General features: G+C 39.2%; 18 protein-coding genes. 13 read left to right on the top strand and 5 right to left on the bottom strand.

What is annotated here, in order from left to right; all coding sequences use genetic code 11:
- Window positions 1-50: 50 nt before the first annotated feature.
- Entirely contained in the window at window positions 51-989 is a 939-nt protein-coding gene (locus FH971_RS16710) for a Dyp-type peroxidase (protein WP_137225645.1), read from the top strand.
- Window positions 990-1,051: 62 nt separating this feature from the next.
- On the opposite strand, the gene argR is transcribed toward FH971_RS16710, so the two are convergent.
- Window positions 1,052-1,522, bottom strand: coding sequence for a transcriptional regulator ArgR (gene argR / locus FH971_RS16705; RefSeq protein WP_101034246.1), 471 nt, complete (start codon window positions 1,520-1,522; stop codon window positions 1,052-1,054).
- 166 nt (window positions 1,523-1,688) lie between these two features.
- Entirely contained in the window at window positions 1,689-2,114 is a 426-nt protein-coding gene (locus FH971_RS16700; protein ID WP_137225647.1) for an META domain-containing protein, read from the bottom strand.
- A 122-nt stretch (window positions 2,115-2,236) separates the two neighbouring features.
- Here FH971_RS16700 and FH971_RS16695 point away from each other — a divergent pair, with 122 nt between their 5' ends.
- The 3 genes from FH971_RS16695 (at window position 2,237) to FH971_RS16685 (ending at window position 3,428) form a co-directional block, all read left to right on the top strand.
- Window positions 2,237-2,455 carry a hypothetical protein gene (locus tag FH971_RS16695; protein ID WP_137225649.1) on the top strand — a complete coding sequence of 73 codons (219 nt, stop codon included), beginning with the start codon at window positions 2,237-2,239 and terminating at the stop codon, window positions 2,453-2,455.
- Window positions 2,456-2,458: 3 nt separating this feature from the next.
- A complete protein-coding gene (locus FH971_RS16690; RefSeq protein WP_137225651.1) occupies window positions 2,459-3,007 on the top strand; it encodes a GNAT family N-acetyltransferase in 549 nt (182 codons plus the stop codon).
- Window positions 3,008-3,068: 61 nt separating this feature from the next.
- A complete protein-coding gene (locus FH971_RS16685) occupies window positions 3,069-3,428 on the top strand; it encodes a hypothetical protein (RefSeq protein ID WP_140235082.1) in 360 nt (119 codons plus the stop codon).
- A 77-nt stretch (window positions 3,429-3,505) separates the two neighbouring features.
- Here the strand turns inward: FH971_RS16685 and FH971_RS16680 are convergent, their stop codons facing one another.
- Window positions 3,506-4,036 (bottom strand): GNAT family N-acetyltransferase, encoded by a 531-nt coding sequence (locus FH971_RS16680; protein WP_167496047.1) that lies wholly within the window; start codon window positions 4,034-4,036, stop codon window positions 3,506-3,508.
- Window positions 4,037-4,197: 161 nt separating this feature from the next.
- Window positions 4,198-5,349 carry a methionine adenosyltransferase gene (metK, locus tag FH971_RS16675; protein ID WP_137225657.1) on the bottom strand — a complete coding sequence of 384 codons (1,152 nt, stop codon included), beginning with the start codon at window positions 5,347-5,349 and terminating at the stop codon, window positions 4,198-4,200.
- 540 nt (window positions 5,350-5,889) lie between these two features.
- Here metK and tkt point away from each other — a divergent pair.
- The 9 genes from tkt to FH971_RS16630 all read left to right on the top strand — a co-directional run bounded on the left by tkt (window position 5,890) and on the right by FH971_RS16630 (window position 16,294).
- On the top strand, window positions 5,890-7,884 hold the full coding sequence (gene tkt, locus FH971_RS16670; RefSeq protein WP_140235080.1) for a transketolase: 1,995 nt from the start codon (window positions 5,890-5,892) through the stop codon (window positions 7,882-7,884).
- 188 nt (window positions 7,885-8,072) lie between these two features.
- Window positions 8,073-9,092, top strand: a complete 1,020-nt coding sequence (gene epd / locus FH971_RS16665; protein WP_140235079.1) for an erythrose-4-phosphate dehydrogenase — start codon at window positions 8,073-8,075, stop codon at window positions 9,090-9,092.
- A gap of 75 nt (window positions 9,093-9,167) precedes the next feature.
- A complete protein-coding gene (locus FH971_RS16660; protein ID WP_140235078.1) occupies window positions 9,168-10,343 on the top strand; it encodes a phosphoglycerate kinase in 1,176 nt (391 codons plus the stop codon).
- Between the two features lie 153 nt (window positions 10,344-10,496).
- Window positions 10,497-11,561 (top strand): class II fructose-bisphosphate aldolase, encoded by a 1,065-nt coding sequence (fba, locus tag FH971_RS16655; protein WP_137225665.1) that lies wholly within the window; start codon window positions 10,497-10,499, stop codon window positions 11,559-11,561.
- Window positions 11,562-11,873: 312 nt separating this feature from the next.
- Window positions 11,874-12,029: a hypothetical protein gene (locus tag FH971_RS16650; protein ID WP_206194430.1), complete on the top strand. Its 156-nt coding sequence runs from the start codon at window positions 11,874-11,876 to the stop codon at window positions 12,027-12,029.
- Window positions 12,030-12,145: 116 nt separating this feature from the next.
- Window positions 12,146-12,886, top strand: coding sequence for a DUF481 domain-containing protein (locus FH971_RS16645; protein WP_137225668.1), 741 nt, complete (start codon window positions 12,146-12,148; stop codon window positions 12,884-12,886).
- A gap of 542 nt (window positions 12,887-13,428) precedes the next feature.
- Entirely contained in the window at window positions 13,429-14,175 is a 747-nt protein-coding gene (locus tag FH971_RS16640) for a hypothetical protein (RefSeq protein ID WP_167496046.1), read from the top strand.
- Window positions 14,176-14,275: 100 nt separating this feature from the next.
- The gene (locus tag FH971_RS16635; RefSeq protein WP_140235076.1) at window positions 14,276-14,737 is read left to right on the top strand and encodes a hypothetical protein; all 462 of its coding nucleotides are present in this window, start codon (window positions 14,276-14,278) and stop codon (window positions 14,735-14,737) included.
- A 108-nt stretch (window positions 14,738-14,845) separates the two neighbouring features.
- A complete protein-coding gene (locus FH971_RS16630) occupies window positions 14,846-16,294 on the top strand; it encodes a hypothetical protein (RefSeq protein WP_137225674.1) in 1,449 nt (482 codons plus the stop codon).
- A gap of 186 nt (window positions 16,295-16,480) precedes the next feature.
- Here FH971_RS16630 and FH971_RS16625 read toward each other — a convergent pair whose 3' ends face one another.
- Window positions 16,481-18,739, bottom strand: a complete 2,259-nt coding sequence (locus tag FH971_RS16625; protein WP_140235075.1) for a PAS domain-containing protein — start codon at window positions 18,737-18,739, stop codon at window positions 16,481-16,483.
- Between the last annotated feature and the right edge of the window lie 35 nt (window positions 18,740-18,774).

The following is an 18,774-nucleotide window of genomic DNA, read 5'->3' as shown; positions in this document are numbered from 1 at the left end:
AAGTTATCACCATTTAGGCCGACAGAAAGTATTAAGGTGGATAAGTAAATATGGGTAACCAAGTTATGCCTCGTGAACAGTTAGGGATTTGCGCAGAAGGGAATTTACACAGTGTGTATTTGATGTTTAATGCCAACGATGGTGTTGAAGAGCAATTACGTCCATCTATTGCTAATGTGGCACAATACATTTACGAACTCACAGATCAATATACCGACAGTGCATTTAATGGCTTTGTGGGTATTGGGGCTAATTTTTGGGATACCTTTTATCCAGACGCTCGTCCTGCATTATTAAAACCTTTTCCTGCTATGAATGAAGGTAATCGTGATGCACCTGCAATGGAATATGATTTGTTTGTTCATATCCGTTGTGATCGTTATGATATTTTGCATCTTGTTGCCAATGAAATTAACCAGATGTTTGAAGATTTGGTTGAATTAGTAGATGAAGAGCGCGGTTTTCGATTTATGGACAGCCGTGATTTAATGGGTTTTGTTGATGGTACAGAAAACCCTAAAGGACGCCATCGTCAACAGGTTGCACTTGTCGGTGATGAAGACGAAAAGTTTGTTTCAGGTAGTTATGTTCATGTACAAAAATATCTGCATAACTTAAGTAAATGGCATCGTTTACCTGTAAAAAAACAAGAAGATATATATGGCCGTACCAAAGCTGATGATATTGAGTACGAATCAGAAGATAAGCCGTTAACCAGTCATACTAAACGAGTCAATTTAAAGGATCCGCAAGGAAACTCATTAGAGATTTTACGTCAAAGTATGCCTTATGGTTCAACGAGAGAACAAGGGTTGGTATTTATTTCTGTCTGCCGCACCCCTGAACATTTTGAAAAAATGCTTCGGAGTATGGTACATGGCGATAGCGATGGAAATCATGACCATTTAATGTTGTTTACTAAAGCATTGACTGGGTCATCATTCTTTGTGCCATCGCTGGATTTTTTAATTCAATTCGATGATGCCTAAACGCTAATTTTAGATAATAAAAAAGCAATGCCATGGCATTGCTTTTTTATTGGAATGGTTTTTTATTCACTATAATTGAATAAAGATCTAACTGTTTCTAATGTATCATCGATAGTTTTTATACTTGCAGGGCAAATGAAAATAGTATCATCGCCTGCAATAGTACCTAATATCCCTTCAGGCTTGCCTATTGAATCAAGCAAACGTGCAATTAACTGCGCTGCACCAGGGCTGGTTCTGACCACTATCATGGCTTGATTATGATCAACATCCAGTACTAAGTTTTTAACGGGGCTACCTGCAGTAGGGACTCCTAGCTCGGCAGGAAGACAATACACCATTTCTTGCTTAGCATTTCGAGTTCGCACAGCACCAAACTTGCTGAGCATGCGAGATACTTTAGATTGATTAATATTACCGAATCCTTCGGCTTGAAGCGCAATAACAATCTCGCTTTGGCTTCCAAAACGTTCCTCTTTGAGAATCGCTTTAAAAGTTCGCACGAGCTCATCCTGATTTCTTGTCGCTGGCATAGTGATAATTCAACTTATAGTTATTATTCAAAAAACTAGCACATTTTGAATAGATTGACTTATTAAGTCAAGAAAGAATCAAAATAGTTGAATAAAAATTCATTTTTATAGTGGAAATTTAAGCTGACACTTATAGCCAATCCGATGATTTATTTAAACGATGGATTTAAGATAAGGGTAACGATTGCTTTGTTAGTACCAATAACGTATCACCCTTTTTTGATAATAAATTGAGTTTTCCTTTTGAAAAATCAATTTGCTGCACTAATGATATCGCCTTCATCAGATCAGCTTCTTGAGTCATTAAGCTATCGACACAAGCTTTCATGGTTGAATCTGACGGAGCCAGTTGCAGTAAGTTACCTTGCTGAGCGTAATGACCAGAAAATTGATTACAACTATTATTACCTGTTAGCTGACCATTTGGGGCAAACACTAAATTTGCTGGGCTATTATTAATGGTTGGAGTATCGAGGACAACGTCTACATGCCAACGACCCATTAATTGTTCATTAGAGACAACTTGTGGTTGGCTTTGGCAAGCACTAAGGCCTAAAAATATTACAGTGGCGCCGAGAATATGCTTTATCATGCTGAGAGGGGTCCAAAAACGAAAACATTGCGGTTATTCTACTACTTGAACAGTAATAAAAGAGTAAATAAATGTAATGTTTTGGATGAATTAACATTATTTAACCTATTAAAGAGTCTCAAATGATCAAAATAGTCAAAGTATTGCATTTTGTTGGGGTAATCATGTTGTTGCTGGGCGTAGGACTATACTGGCAAAGTGATCTTGCTCAACAAGTCAGCGGCATGTTGGTTATCGCTTTACTTATTGGTGTGGGCACATTAATTATGTCTCCGTTACCTGTTGCGCTAGTGATAGAATGGGCTAAGAATCAATCTCCCAATTCAGAGTCAAAGGAATAATCATTGTCATTTATTATCCGTAAGGCGTTATTAACCGATGTTGCTGCCATAGTGCAGTTAGAGCGTGCTCATGTTGATGATGAGTTGTTAGACTCTAATAGCCAACTACATGCTCATTCGCTGAGAAAAGGTGAGGTTATTCAGTTAATTAATCAACATTGGTTTCTTGTCGCAGAAGAACAAGGGCATATTGTTGGTTATGTGATGGCTGCAAAATGGTCATTTTTTTCCGCACAACCTTTATACCGCCATATTATTCAAAAAATTAAGTTTGCCGATTTAAATGGTCAAGCAATATCAACAACTAACTCTTGTCAATATGGCCCCGTTTGGATTCAAGAGTCGAAGCGTGGTCAAGGTATTTTCGCGGCGTTAGTGAGTGAATTAAAACGGCAAGTACGTGATACTTTTCCATTTATGGTGACCTATGTCGCCGCCGACAACGCTCGTTCATTGGCTGCGCATAAACAAAAAGCGGCAATGACAGAGATTGATCAATTTAGCTTTGAGCAACGTGATTATTACTTACTTGCGACGAGTAATATTGCTTGATTAGCAACATAGGCTAAGCAGTTAAAATGAGTTTACATCAACATGGTTACTTATTAATAATATGACGAACATTGATTTTGAAACACTTTTTGCACCATACCTAAGCTTAAGACTTTCGGCGTTTGACAACGTGAAGTTAATTGCTGCAGTACTGTCTGATGCTGGGGAACCGTATCAATGTATTGAAGCGCACTTTCAAGATGCGGTTAATTCTCAAGTGCAACATTCTGGGTATTTTGTTCGTTGGAAAGAGATGTGGATATTTTGTGGCATAACCAATGATTATAATGCTGCAATAACATTGGCTTCCCAAATAGAGCTGATTAACACGGCCTCAATCATTGTTAAAGATGTGCCGATTATGACCATGCAGCAAGTGTCGTTTATGTGTATTGAAACGGCCCATTTCGATCACTGCTAATTGACTTACAAGTGCTGTCTTGATGTAAGTTTAAGTTGATTTAAGATTAGACTGAATTAGGTTTATTTGAATTGGACTTATTCTGACTTAAGCCCATTGATGTCATTTAGCTCACTAAGTTGCATCAATATTAATGGTCGCTGTTCACTGTGATACCGGTGATATAATTGAGTTATTTCTGCTGGCAATGTGGATAATTCACTTGGCTCTCTTACTATAAATTGCTGTTGTTGATATAAACTTATTAACCACGGATGGGCAAATAAGAAACAATCTTTAACGATTAATTTTGGTGCGATAAATTTTAATAGTTGAGTTGATACTTGCTGGCCACGATAGTCAGGATGGACTAACAATCCACTTATTAATTGATATTGGCCTACAGGTTTAACTCTTATTGCGGCAATGATTATTTGCTGGCTCAATTCTGTGTCATTCGTGAGTGTTGGTTGAACATGATGGATGACAGCAACAGATTCTTTTTGGGCCAATCGAGCATAAGGCATATGTTGACGGTAGAATAATTTGATTGCGGACCATTCTCTAATGGCAACAGAAGGTTGCTGATTTCCAGTTATCTTTGTGTTTAGCCAAGTTGGTTGATACATAATGTGAGCCATTTTAAAATCAAATAATGATGTTATTAATGTTATATGTTGTTATTGCTACAAAACAGAAAAAATAAAACCGCCTAATGGCGGTTTTATTTTTCTATGCTATTAACTTAGTTTACAAATTCTAGGTTAAAACGACATAGACAGTTAGCTTATTATAATCCAGCGTCTGCACGAAGGATTTCAGCTTTATCTGTTGCTTCCCAAGGGAAGATATCTCGACCAAAGTGGCCATAAGCAGCAGTCTGTTGATAGATTGGACGTGCTAAATCTAACATTGCTGTTAAGCCATATGGACGTAGTTCAAAGTGTTGACGAACCAATTTAATTAACACTTCTTGAGACACCTTACCAGTACCGAAAGTTTCGATACTGATAGAGGTTGGTTCTGCAACACCAATCGCATAAGACACTTGTAACTCGCAACGATCAGCAAGACCCGCAGCAACAATATTTTTAGCCACATAACGTGCAGCATAAGCAGCACTACGGTCAACTTTTGATGGGTCTTTACCAGAGAAAGCACCACCACCATGACGCGCCATGCCACCATATGTGTCAACGATAATTTTACGTCCTGTTAGTCCACAGTCACCAACGGGTCCGCCAATAACAAAACGCCCTGTAGGGTTAATAAAGTATTTAGTGTCTTTATTTAACCATTGTTCAGGTAACACAGGCTTAATGATGGTTTCCATTACGGCTTCAATCAAATCAGCTTGTTTAATGTCTTCACGATGTTGAGTTGATAATACAATTGCATCAATGCCAATGATTTTGCCGTTATCGTAGGCAAAAGTGACTTGGCTTTTCGCATCTGGACGTAACCACGGTAGTGTACCGTTTTTGCGCACTTCAGACTGACGCTTAACTAATTTATGGGCGTAAGTAATAGGTGCAGGCATTAATACATCAGTTTCATTGCTTGCATAACCGAACATTAAGCCTTGATCGCCAGCGCCTTGCTCAGCAGGATCGGCACGATCAACACCTTGATTAATATCTGGAGACTGTTTGCCAATGGCATTTAGTACTGCACATGAATCTGCATCAAAACCCATATCTGAATTGGTGTAGCCAATTTCGCGTACCGTTTTGCGGGTAATTTCTTCAATATCTACCCAAGCAGAAGTGGTAACTTCACCACCTACTAATACCATACCGGTTTTAACATACGTTTCGCACGCAACACGAGCTTTTGGATCTTGCTCAAGTATCGCGTCTAATACCGCATCAGAAATCTGATCGGCTATTTTATCTGGATGACCTTCTGAGACAGACTCAGAGGTAAACAAGTGCTTTGCCATAATAGGGGAATCTCGTTGGTTGCAATTGAATATACGTCTAGACGGCTATTTTAGTCGAATTTGATTTTGATAACACCCCCCTATACGAATTTATCTCGAGAATTGTGCACTAATGCATGAATATTTTTTATTCACAAAAACAATGTTTAGTAGGAAGGCTAATTAAATCTATGATTCAAAATGTTATTTTTGGGGTTTAACTATTGTATTTAATCACTCTGCTGCTAAGAGTTGAACAATATCAGTGTGAGTTATTCGGTTTTCACCAGTAATGAAAGACGATGTTTTATTACTATTGAGGTTTTTTTGACTGTTGTTGTCAATAAATAGTTACTCGTATAGTGAGTATTGATTATGGATATCTGATCAGTTTGTATAATGAAATAATTTAGCTTTTTGTACTTCTATATGAGCAAAATCCAGTTAGTTGATCATTAAAATGTGTAATGAGAGTAATTTTAATTTGCGTCATATCGCCTTGTAGGGGAAAATATGGCTTCACAATTGCCAGCTAGATCATAAAAACAAGCAGGAGAGAGCATGTCATCTCGTAAAGTACTCGCTAATGCCATTCGCGCCCTAAGTATGGATGCGATTCAAAAAGCCAATTCTGGCCATCCCGGTGCCCCGATGGGCATGGCTGATATCGCCGAAGTGCTATGGAATGATTTTCTAAAGCACAATCCAACTAATCCTAAGTGGGTCGATCGCGATCGTTTTGTGTTATCAAACGGTCATGGCTCTATGCTTATATATTCTTTACTGCATTTATCTGGTTATGCATTACCTATGGAAGAGCTAAAGCAATTCCGCCAATTGCATTCAAAAACTCCAGGACATCCTGAATATGGTTACACTCCAGGCATTGAAACGACTACCGGCCCTTTAGGCGCTGGTATCAGTAACGCTGTGGGTATGGCTATTGCAGAAAAAACCTTAGCGGCTCAATTTAACCGTCCGGGACACGACATTGTCGATCATTTTACATATTGTTTCTTGGGTGATGGTTGTTTAATGGAAGGTATTTCTCATGAAGCCTGTTCATTAGCCGGAACGTTAGGTCTTGGCAAGTTAGTGGCATTCTGGGATGACAACGGTATTTCAATCGATGGTAATGTTGAAGGCTGGTTCACTGATGACACACCTAAGCGTTTTGAAGCGTACGGTTGGCATGTTATTGCTGGTGTCGATGGCCATAATCCAGAGGCTATCCGTGCTGCAATTGAAGAAGCGAGATCGGTTACAGATAAGCCATCAATGATTTGTTGTAAAACAATTATTGGTTTTGGCTCACCTAATAAATCAGGTAGTCATGATTGTCATGGTGCACCATTAGGCGATGCTGAAATTGCAGCCGCTCGTGAATTCTTAAACTGGCCATATGCTCCTTTTGAAATTCCATCAGAGGTTTATGCTGGTTGGGATGCAAAGCAAAAGGGTGCCAGCAATGAGTCGTTATGGGATGAACATTTCGCTGCTTATCAAGCCGCTTACCCTGAGCTAGCTGCAGAATATGATCGCCGGGTATTAAAAGGTGAATTGCCTGCTGATTTCGAAACTAAAGCACAAGCGTTTATCCAAGAAAGCCAAGACAAAGCCGACAATATTGCTAGTCGTAAAGCATCGCAAAATGCCATTGGTGTATTTGGTGCTATGTTGCCTGAATTACTTGGTGGCAGTGCCGACTTAGCGGGTTCTAACTTAACCCTTTGGTCTGGTTCTAAAGGTATTCAAGATGATCCAGCCGGTAACTACATCTATTACGGTGTGCGTGAATTCGGTATGAGCGGCATTATGAATGGTGCATCACTACATGGTGGTTTTATTAACTATGGTGCGACTTTCATGATGTTTATGGAATATGCGCGTAATGCAGTACGTATGTCTGCATTAATGGGTATTCAAAATATTTTCGTTTATACCCATGATTCTATTGGTCAAGGCGAAGATGGCCCTACTCATCAACCAGTTGAGCAATTAGCTAACTTACGTTTAACACCTAATATGGCCGTATGGCGTCCATGTGATGCAGCAGAAACGGCTGTATCTTGGAAAATTGCAATTGAACGTCGCAATGCTCCAACATCTCTCATCTTTAGCCGTCAAGGCCTTAAAGCTCAAGCGCGTACCGCTGAGCAATTAGCGAACGTAGCTAAAGGTGGTTATGTACTGTCTGATTGCCAAGGCACTGCTGATGTCATCTTAATTGCCACTGGTTCAGAAGTGCAATTAGCCATGGATTCAGCCGCTGAACTCACTAAACTAGGTCAAAAAGTACGGGTTGTTTCTATGCCTTCTACGACTGAGTTTGATAAGCAAGATGCTGCATACAGAGAGTCCGTATTACCAAAAGCAGTGACTAAACGTGTCGCAATTGAAGCCGCACACGCTGATTTCTGGTACAAATATATTGGTTTTGACGGTGGCGTGGTGGGTATGACGACCTTTGGTGAGTCTGCCCCAGGTGCTGAATTACTTAAATATTTCGGCTTCACTGTTGATAATGTCGTAAAAACTGTCCAGTCTTTAGGATAATCATCTGAGATTAAACACTTATCTATTAGGTGTTTAATCTGTATAATAACGGCCTGCAATACTCTTGTAGGCCGTTTTTTTATGTCTTTAATTCACGTAAAGTAATATATTTAAGTCGCTAATGTTTCAGTGTTTTATTTATAACTGACTCAATAATAAGTGCTTTGGTTAATTACTCTGGACCCTAAATGATTCGAGTTGCAATTAATGGTTATGGCCGAATTGGCCGTTCAATACTTCGTGCCTTGTATGAATCGGGTAAACGTCAACAAATTCAAATAGTGGCGATCAATGAGTTAGCAAAGCCAGAAGCCATTTGTCATTTAACTCAATATGACACCACTCATGGCCGTTTTAAGCACAAGATTAAACTCGACGGTGACAAGTTATTGATTGGTGATGACAGCATACAGCTGCTCAATCAAGCGGATGCGAGTTTATTGCCATGGGCAGAACTCGATATTGATATCGTTTATGAAGCCACCGGCAGTTTAGTTGATCGCCAAGCTTGCGAAGCACACATTCATGCAGGCGCTAAACAAGTACTCATTAGCAATCCTTCTTCTGCAGACGTTGATGGCACCATTGTTTATGGTGTTAATCATGACCTACTACGTGCAGAACATACCGTTATTTCTAACGCTTCTTGTACTACCAACTGTATTGTCCCGGTTATTGATGTGTTGGATAAACATTTTAAAGTCAAAAGTGGCGCTATTACGACTATTCACTCGGCGATGAATGATCAGCAGGTGATTGATGCTTATCATGATGATCTGCGTCGAACTCGTGCAGCTGGCCAATCAATTATTCCGGTAGATACTAAATTAGCCCGAGGCATTGAGCGTATTCTGCCGCACATGAAGGATAAATTTGAAGCTATATCTGTTCGGGTGCCTACCATTAATGTTACCGCGATCGATTTATCTGTCACACTTGCTAAAAAAGTCAATATCGAGCAAATCAACAGTGTGCTAGAGCGTGCATCAAACGGCAGTTTTAATGGTATTTTGGGTTACACTGACGAACCATTAGTATCGTGTGACTTTAACCACGACCCCCGTTCAAGTATTGTTGATGGTACTCAAACCCGTGTTAGTGCCGGCCACTTGGTCAAATTATTATTATGGTGCGATAACGAATGGGGTTTTGCTAACCGCATGCTGGATACCAGTTTAGCGATGATCCAAGCAAAATCGGACCAATAACATCAATTATGTCGCAATGGGGTAAGCCGGTTGCGCAGTAAGATTTCGTATTAACTTAAAAAGGAACTGCTAATTATGGCAATTATTAACATGACAGATTTAGATCTACAAAATAAGCGTGTGCTTATTCGTGAAGATTTAAATGTACCTGTCAGCGATGGTTTAGTAACCAGTGATGTGCGTTTACGAGCTTCATTACCTACTATTAAACTAGCACTCAAAAAAGGTGCGGCAGTCATGGTGATGTCGCATTTGGGTCGCCCTACCGAAGGTGAGTTTAACCCAGAGTATTCAATGAAACCTGTGGTTGAATATTTGGCCAAAGCCCTTGATTGCTCTGTACGCTTGGTGAGTAATTATCTTGATGGCGTTGAGGTAAATGTGGGTGAAGTCGTCGTATTTGAAAACGTTCGCTTTAATATTGGTGAAGGTAAAAACGATGAGACGTTATCTAAAAAAATGGCTGCCTTATGTGATGTGTATGTCATGGATGCATTTGGTACCGCTCATCGCGCTCAAGCGTCGACTCACGGCGTAGGAGTTTATGCTCCTATAGCCTGTGCGGGTCCGTTATTAGCCCAAGAATTAGATGCATTAGGTAAAGCGCTTCATAATCCAGCTCGTCCAATGGTGGCAATTGTTGGTGGATCAAAAGTGTCAACCAAGTTAACCGTACTTGAAAGCCTGTCAACCAAGGTTGACCAGCTTGTTGTGGGTGGTGGTATTGCCAATACCTTTATTGCAGCTGCGGGTTATAATGTCGGTAAATCATTGTATGAAGCTGACTTAGTGGAAGAAGCAAAGCGTCTTGTGGCCAATGCTCGAAGTCGCGGTGGTGATATTCCTGTCCCTACTGATGTGGTCGTGGCAAGCGAATTTAGCCCTACGGCTGTTGCTACGCTGAAATCGGTGAGTGATGTCACTGACAGTGATATGATATTTGATATCGGCCCTGAGAGTGCTGAAGTATTGGCAAAAATTATTGAACAAGCCGGCACTATCGTCTGGAATGGTCCAGTGGGTGTGTTTGAGTTTGATCAATTCGGTGAAGGTACTAAACGCATAGCACAAGCTATTGCGGAGTCAAAAGCATTTTCTATTGCTGGTGGTGGCGACACCTTAGCCGCAGTAGATAAATATAATATTGCTGACAAAGTATCTTACATCTCTACTGGTGGTGGCGCTTTCCTTGAGTTTTTAGAAGGTAAAGAGTTGCCTGCAGTTGCAATGCTTGAAAAACGTGGCGGTTAGTTCACGCATCAAGTATTTTACCGTAAAACCTAATAATAATTATTATAAAAAATGCTCTGTTACAGCCTAATGGAATTAGGTTGTCGCAGAGTTAACAATCCGTCCAAACGATAGCGACCTAGGTGAGTAATCACCCTATTAATGGAGAACGAAATGGCTCTTATCTCTCTACGACAACTACTTGATCATGCTGCTGAGCATGATTATGGCGTCCCTGCATTTAACGTAAATAACCTTGAGCAAATGCGCGCAATTATGCAAGCGGCTGAAGCAACAGACAGCCCTGTAATTGTGCAAGCATCTGCTGGTGCACGTAAATATGCTCGTCCACAGTTTCTAAAATATCTTATGGCAGCTGCGCTTGAGCAGTATCCTGATATTCCTGTGTGTATTCATCAAGACCATGGTACTGACCCTGATATTTGTCAGCGTTCGATCCAGTTAGGCATGTCATCAGTAATGATGGATGGCTCACTTATGGCCGATGGTAAAACACCTGCATCTTATGACTACAACGTTGATGTGACTCGTCGTACTGTCGCTTTTGCTCATGCTTGTGGTGTGTCGGTTGAAGGTGAAATTGGTTGTTTAGGCAGTTTAGAAACAGGCCAAGCAGGCGAAGAAGATGGTATTGGTGCTGTTGGTACCCTTAGTATGGATCAAATGCTAACCACCCCTGAAGAAGCGGCGCGTTTCGTTGCTGATACCCATGTTGACGCATTAGCTATTGCTATTGGTACTAGCCATGGTGCTTACAAGTTTAGCCGTAAGCCTACTGGTGATGTGTTACGTATTGATCGTATTAAAGAAATCCATGCGCGTATCCCTAATACGCACTTAGTGATGCACGGTTCGTCTTCAGTACCACAAGAATGGCTGCAGATCATCAACAAATATGGTGGTCAAATACCAGAAACTTACGGTGTACCGTTAGAAGAAATTGTTGAAGGTATTAAGCACGGTGTTCGTAAAGTGAACATTGATACGGATTTACGTTTAGCATCAACGGGTGCAGTACGTAAATTCTTAGCCGAAAATCCAGCAGAATTTGACCCGCGTAAATTCTTAAAAGCGTCAATGGAAGCAATGGCTGACATTTGTACAACTCGTTATGAAGCATTTGGTTGTGCGGGGATGGGCTCTAAAATTAAGCCTAAATCACTGCAAGCAATGTATAAAGCTTATCAATCTGGTGAACTTGACCCTAAAATCATGTAAGCCAGTTTTACGTTAAAAAAGCAAATCAGCTCATTTTTTGAATGAGCTGATTTTTTTGTCAATAAATAACGAAAAAATATTGTTTTTTAAACGCTATCTAGCATTATCCTCGCCTTAAAAATTGCCCCTAAATATCATAGCTTACTGATGTAACCTTTATGCTGTTAGCCATCTTAATAGTTGAATTACTAGGGGCTGTTAAGCCAAATACACCTTTATCGTTATTTTACTGACTTGGCCACTATTCATCGATTTTGCTTTACACTTTTTAACGGCAGCAATTAACACTTTTATGATAAACCATGAGTCATATTGCGGTACCAGGTGCTTATTATCTCGGGGATCCACTTAGAGTATGGTTTATTGGGTGTTTGGGCCGCCTTAGCGCTTGATGAATGGGTTAGGGGGGTGTCAATGATATGGCATTGGCGCTGTGGCCGTTGGCAAGCTAAGATCCTTGTTGCTTAGCGCTTAGCGGTATGACTATTTTTTCAATTCTGCGGGCAAAGTGTTAGTATGCGTGGGAATTTTAAGCGCATGACCCCACATTAGGTTTGTAAATCGTAAATAAAGGACGAAATGACATGAAAAAACTGCTACTTACTGCAGCTATTACACTAACCATGCCATTTGCAGCACATGCTGGAAGTGAGTTTGTTGAAGGTGATGCCACTCTTGCTGGTGAAGCAGAATTAGGTGCGACTTTAACCACTGGTAATACTGATACTTCTTCGTTTAAAGCGCGCTTCGCGTTAAAACAAGAATTAGGTGACTGGGAAAACGAGTATGTATTAGAAGGACTGTACAAAGAAGATACTGATGAAGTGACTGCAAAGCGTTATTTTCTTGGTGTACAAGGCGACTATCAAATTAATGATGTGAGCTATTTATTTGCTAATACTAACTATGAAGTGGATCCATTTACTGGTTATGATTTCACTTCAACGACTTCAGCTGGTTATGGTCACCGTTTTATTGATACCGATAGAATGTCGTTAAAAGCAGAAGCGGGTCCTGGTTATATATATCAACAACTTGATGACGAATCAGCACTGGCGGAAGGTTATGATAGCGACGACAGCGTTGTTGCTCACGCGGTGATTGATTTCCAAACCAAGATCAGTGATTCATCTAAGTTCCAGCAGAAATTTATTGCCGATTGGGGGAGTAAATTAGATGCTCGTTCTGAAACCTCATTAACTGCAAATATTGTTGGTGCTCTAGCGATGAAATTTGCCGTTATTGTTCGTTATAACAGTGAACCGCTTGATGATAAAGAAAGCACTGATACAGAAACAAACATGACATTATTATATTCATTTTGAGTTAGCTGCATAAATTATGTAACCTAGAATGTAAGTATAAAAATGCTGGCTCTGCCAGCTTTTTTTATGGCTGATTTAAAATAAGTGTAATATTTAGCTTATACATCACTAACTCTCTCACCACTTTATTTATATATTAATGACTTTTCCCCATTGTACTAACCTAGTCACTGGATAGTGAAGGGCTTATTATTGCCAATGCAGCGATCACGGCTACGATTATTCGTTCTACAATTCATTCGTTATAGAGTTATTATAATTAATACTTATTTCTATCCAAGAATTGATACTATGAGGTGTTCTTTTATAGTTTGATTCAAATGAAATGAACCATTTCTATCTCAATCACTGTAACAATAATAATGAAATTTGCGATTTTTATATTCGTTATCATGCAATTATACTTTGCGCATAAAAATCGTACTATTCGCGGACTCGCTCACAAATAATAATCTTATCCACAAGATCGTGACCAAGGAATCCATTTAGCGCTTCTTTTGAGAGTATACTTTTTTTATCAGTCGATACACTGAGACAGTGCGATGCAATTAGGATGTTGTTGGTTCGACAATACAGAACGTATGCTGATCGACCAGACCACGGCGACCCAGTGGCATTTAAATGATCATGAATACTGGGTCTTAAATCAGTTGGCTCTGCATCGCGGCCAAGTGGTTCCTCTCTCTATGCTTCAAACTGTCGCAATATCTGGCGACAGTCCTCAGCAAATACCTCATTCTGAACTACTGGATATTATCAGTAAAATTATTAATTATTTGTGTCAACGTCATGTGAATATGATTGAATATGTGCCTGATCAAGGGGTGGTTCTATACGCTACAGCGATGAATAAGCGTACTAAAATATTGGAGTTACCTAATCGACTACTCTCTTCCGGTCAGTATCTATTTATTATCGTTATTCTCTTAAGTGCATTATTATTTGTTTACTCAAATCTTAATCCCCCTCTGTTTACACAGGCAGATGTATTGCGGCAAGTGTTAACGCAAAATGGACACGTTATTCGACTATTTGTGTTTGGAAGTGATAATCAACAAGATGTGTTATTACATGCAGACTGCTTAGCTTCACAATTACGCTTGTGTCACCATGTACGCTGGGATTCTATCACAATGGCTTTATCTGCTAATCAACACTATATTAGTTTTATTTTGATCGATTCTAGTGAAATTGAACCTGTGGTCAGCAGTATTAAAGTCAATGTTGATGACATGAGTTCGCCATTTATTACCCAGCAATGGCTGCAAAAGGTACATATTTGTGGCTAGATCAATGACTCGATTATGGCATATAAAAATACGCAGATTTTTACAATCCTCAAGGGGAAAACTTTTTTTTATATTAAGTTTGGTGCTAATTACGTTTACTGTGACCTATGTTCTTCATCGCGTTAACAACCCTCCTAATGTATGGCATTTTGATTGTCGTGCTGATGGTTATTTTAATCACTTAGGTGAATTACCGTTAACCGTTGAAAAAAGTAATGCTGAGTTAACGTTCAGTATTGAAAATAATCAAGCAAAGCTAACTTACCGATTACAGTCATTAACAAATGGCATAGAAATCGCGCAATTATTTGGTGAGGTTGAACGACTTGATATGGGGTCATTAACGTACCATTTAGTATTAACGTTACAACCGACTGACTGGCAAGATAACAGTCTGTTACGCCCATACTTGGAGAACGAATTTAGTATTGCTACAGAAGAATTGCTAGCAGAGGCAGGTGTATCTCAACAGATTCAGATAAGCTATTTAGATAAAACATTAACCAAGGCAAGGCTAGATTTTCTTCCAAGCAATAATGTGTGGGCTTGTCAGCTAAATTAACAACATAGTTCTGACTAATTTTCATTGAATAAATTAACTTTTAGCTTAATATTCCCTTTACGGTATAGTGGGTCTGTGTTGATGAAAAAAGGTGTGTGAACAAATATAGTGGCAAAAGTTAAAGTAAAACAAGAAGAAGCATTATCAATAAAATTCAGCCATCAAATGGGTCCTGGAGACCAACGGGTATTTGATCTGTATTTTTATTTACCAACCGAAATGGGTGTTGGTTCGCATACCTTTGATGAAGAAGAGTATTATCACAGTGGTATTCTCGGACGCCGTTCTTATTATTCTAAAGGCCTTCATTTACCTTTAGTTCAGTCTCGTTTTATCAGTTTAAATAAACGAACCATAGAAGAGTTTCGTTTATACCTTAATTTATTCGCATACCAATTTGCTGTTGCTATTGAAACTGATGGTAAAGAATTACATCAAAAAACTGATCCTAGTGAGTTTTATCCTGAGCTGGATGAGCTTTGTGATGTGGTGACGCAATTGTTAAAAAAGTTTCGTCGTAATGAACCGAGTGATCCTAAGTGGAAATCTTATTTCGAACATGCTGATAATTACTTATCTTGGTTTTGCGAACAGCAACTATTAAAGACATTATCTCGTAGCCCTAGAAGTGCTGATTATAGTGATGTTAAAGATAAAGTGTTGAGCTTATGTCGTGGCGAAAATCATTATCGAGAACAAGAGCGTAAATATAATTCAGTGCAAACTCAGCTAGATGCTAACCGAATCTCTAATAAAATGTTGCTGTTAAGGCGTCTTATTCAGCAAGGGGTTGTCTTAAAAGAAGAGTTAAAACCTTTAGGCGTAGGGCTTAAAAAATTCGTTACAGGAATTGCTACGGGCTTAGTTATGCTGGTGGTGTCAGCGATGATTATAAAAGCTCAAGGTTTCTTTAATGAACTGACTTTAACGTTATTACTCACGTTGGCTGTTATTTATGGCTTCAGGGAAATTTTCAAAGAGGACATTCGAAATGCGATGTGGCGGTTTATTCAACGAGGACGTCCTCGCTGGAGTCGTATTTTACGCGATACAACTACCCAAACAGTGGTTGCAAAACAACTTGTTTGGCTAGAGTTTATGCGCAGCCAAGATATCCCTGATGTAGTAACTGAAATTATGAAGCAACGCCATAGTCAAAACAAAGTGGACTCAGAAGTGCTGCATTATCGTATCGCTACTAAGGTTACCAATAAGCCTTTTGAAGCCGACTATTCGCAAATTCAAGAGCAAGTTAACTTCAGTTTAGTGCCTTTTGCTCGTCATTTAGAGCGCGGGAAAGCCAAAATATATTCAGAAAACGAAGGTAATATTAGTAATGAGTCTGTTGAGCGTCGCTATCAAGTTAATTTGGTTGCGGTGTTGCGTGATGGTAAAAAACAACCGGAATATGCGCGTTTTAAAGTGACAATGAATCGTTCAAGTATTGTTGAAATTAAAGAAAGTCAGCTGCCGGATAATATACAGCCCTTTAAACTTGAATCAGATGATATTCTTACTGACATTACCAGTAATCCTCATCCCCGTGTTCATGAATAGTGTATTGAACAATGCTTATACAAGGGGAGTGGCTTAAGATGAGGGAGTATTGCCAATATATCGCGGGTTGTTAATTTAGGTTAACAACCCGCGATAAGCGAAATTTATTTGGCTGACGACAATACAATTTTTAAAGTCACATACTACAGTTACGCAAAGAATTTACCGTTACGCAAAGTGTTTGAGTTAATCACTTTCGTGGAGGTTGTCATTATCAATTGAACGAGTAAAAGCTTGGCAAATATTTTGATCAACGGACTGCTTTGCACGTTTTAATGCTATTTCAGCATGAGCTAGATATTGATCTAAACTTTGCGCTTGCAAATAGCTCGCTATGCCAATATTAATCCCTGCGCCTAAATTCATTTCTTCTAATCGTTGCATTATATTAATGGCATATTTATGTGCTGAATTCGCATTGGTCTCTGGCATTAAAATGACCAGCTTTCCAAGTTGCCATTGAGCAATTTGATAATTAAGTGGTAACTTAATCAGTAATTGCAGTTCAATGTCTTTTTGGCACTTTTCAAGTTGACTTATATTACCCATATTGCTGAAAATGCTTTCTGGATTGATGTCCATCACCAGTAAGCTTGAATTTTCTTTGGTGAGCTCGTTAAGATTAATAAAGTAATCTTCAAGCTCGTTTAAGCGTAATACAATGGCGCTGCGATGACCTATTATATTACTGCTGTTTTGGACTGATATCGCGGGAGTCGTTTCTTCAAAGGTGCAAATAAGAAATTCAATATCCCCTTCAAATGTAAGTTGACCTGTTAACGTTGTTTTTAAGCAATGTGTAAAACGGCTATGGTTAAATGGCATAATTTGCGCAGTCCATTCACCTTGTAAACTAATTTGTGCGGTAATATTTTGCCATTGATTATCCAGTTCCTCACCGAGCAACTCGGTGAGCGAAATATTAGAGTCTCCGTGTAAAGACATCAGCAGATCAAATTGGTGATTATATTTTATGATTGCTCCATTGGCATCTGTGAGCGCCGAAGCAACTGCACCATTGCTCATTAAGTGATAGAGATAGGCTTGGCGCTGACTATCAATTAATGCGGTAATATCTTCAAATGTGACCAACCAGTAATGCTCATTACTGTTAGGGCATTTTTCGTTGCGAATGTGAGTCTGTAACATACTACTATTAAGTGTTTCTAAATTGATTTCACCTCGCCATTGGTTATGAAGCGTTAACGCCTCTTTAATTTGATGGAAACGATCATCATCAAGATGCAGTACTCTTTGTATGCTGCGATCTTTGAGGGCATCAATTGGCAGTGATAAGGCTGCAGATGCTTTAGCATTTACACTTTGGATGCGGCCACTATCATTGACAATTAAACAGCTCAATTCGTTGTTAAATAGACCGTTACTCAATTGGACGCTATTTTGTTTTGCTCGTCGCTCTAGGACAAATCGATGCCTTAATATAATCAGTAAGCTAGCAAATAGTGCGATTAGGCATCCCGCAATAATGATCGCCATTCGCCATTGTGCATACCGAGCTGCAATATCATCATGGCGTATGTAAGATAATAAAAAGTATTCTCTTTTAGTTTCATATTGGCTAGTTAATTCAACTTTTAAATATACAAAAGTTGAATCTTGGCTATGAAACTGACCAAAGTTATTCATTGCCATCACTCGCCATAACTCGGGGTTAGTTTGTTTTAAACTGGCTCCTAAAGTGTCAGGCATGCTGTTTAATGGAGTAGGTTGGTTGGCTCCCGCATACAGGAAGCCTTGAGTATCAAGCAGCAGTAATGGCGAGTTTTGGTTGAAAAAAGCGGGTTTTATTGTTTCAAGTAATTTAACAATAGAATTGTAAGTGACCAAATAACCATTAATACTTTGGTCTGGATTCTCTATCCATGATAACTGGTAAAAATAAGGTTCTAATATGCCATTAATGGGAGTAAATGCCATTGGTGAAGTGTAAATATCACTGCCACCCATATTTTTACTTGAGCCCAATAATGTTGCTGGTAGCTGCATGTTATTGAAACTCCCCGTAGTGGAAAACTGAAGTTCTCCTTGAGGGTTAAATAATGCCAGATCAAGAAGCTCTGGTATATTTTCAGTTAATGAGTCCCATCTTTTGATGGTTTTTAATTTCAGTTTTTCTGATGGGTTTAGCAGGTATTGCCGCAGTAATTCATCTTTTGCAATGGTTTGAGTTCTAAATTGCAAAAATGATACTTTGTCTGACGCCAAAGAAGCGACTGTTTGTAATTCACTGTAACGCTGGTCGGCCCAATCTTCTTGTAGGCGACGTTCGCCTAAATTGACCACCATGCTAGTGATAATAAACACCGCAATTAATAAAATAATCAGTTGGCTTAACAGCGAAAGAATGTGCTGTTGAGACCAATGAGTCGCTTGTGATGAAATTAATAACGTGTTTGAAGAACCCACTGATTTGTGTTTAGACATTGTGCCACTTTTTTAGCATTCTCTTGCAACAATAC

Origin of the sequence: Shewanella polaris (assembly GCF_006385555.1) — a bacterium.
Taxonomy (GTDB): Bacteria; Pseudomonadota; Gammaproteobacteria; order Enterobacterales; family Shewanellaceae; genus Shewanella; species Shewanella polaris.
This window is presented reverse-complemented; position numbering and strand designations above follow the sequence as displayed.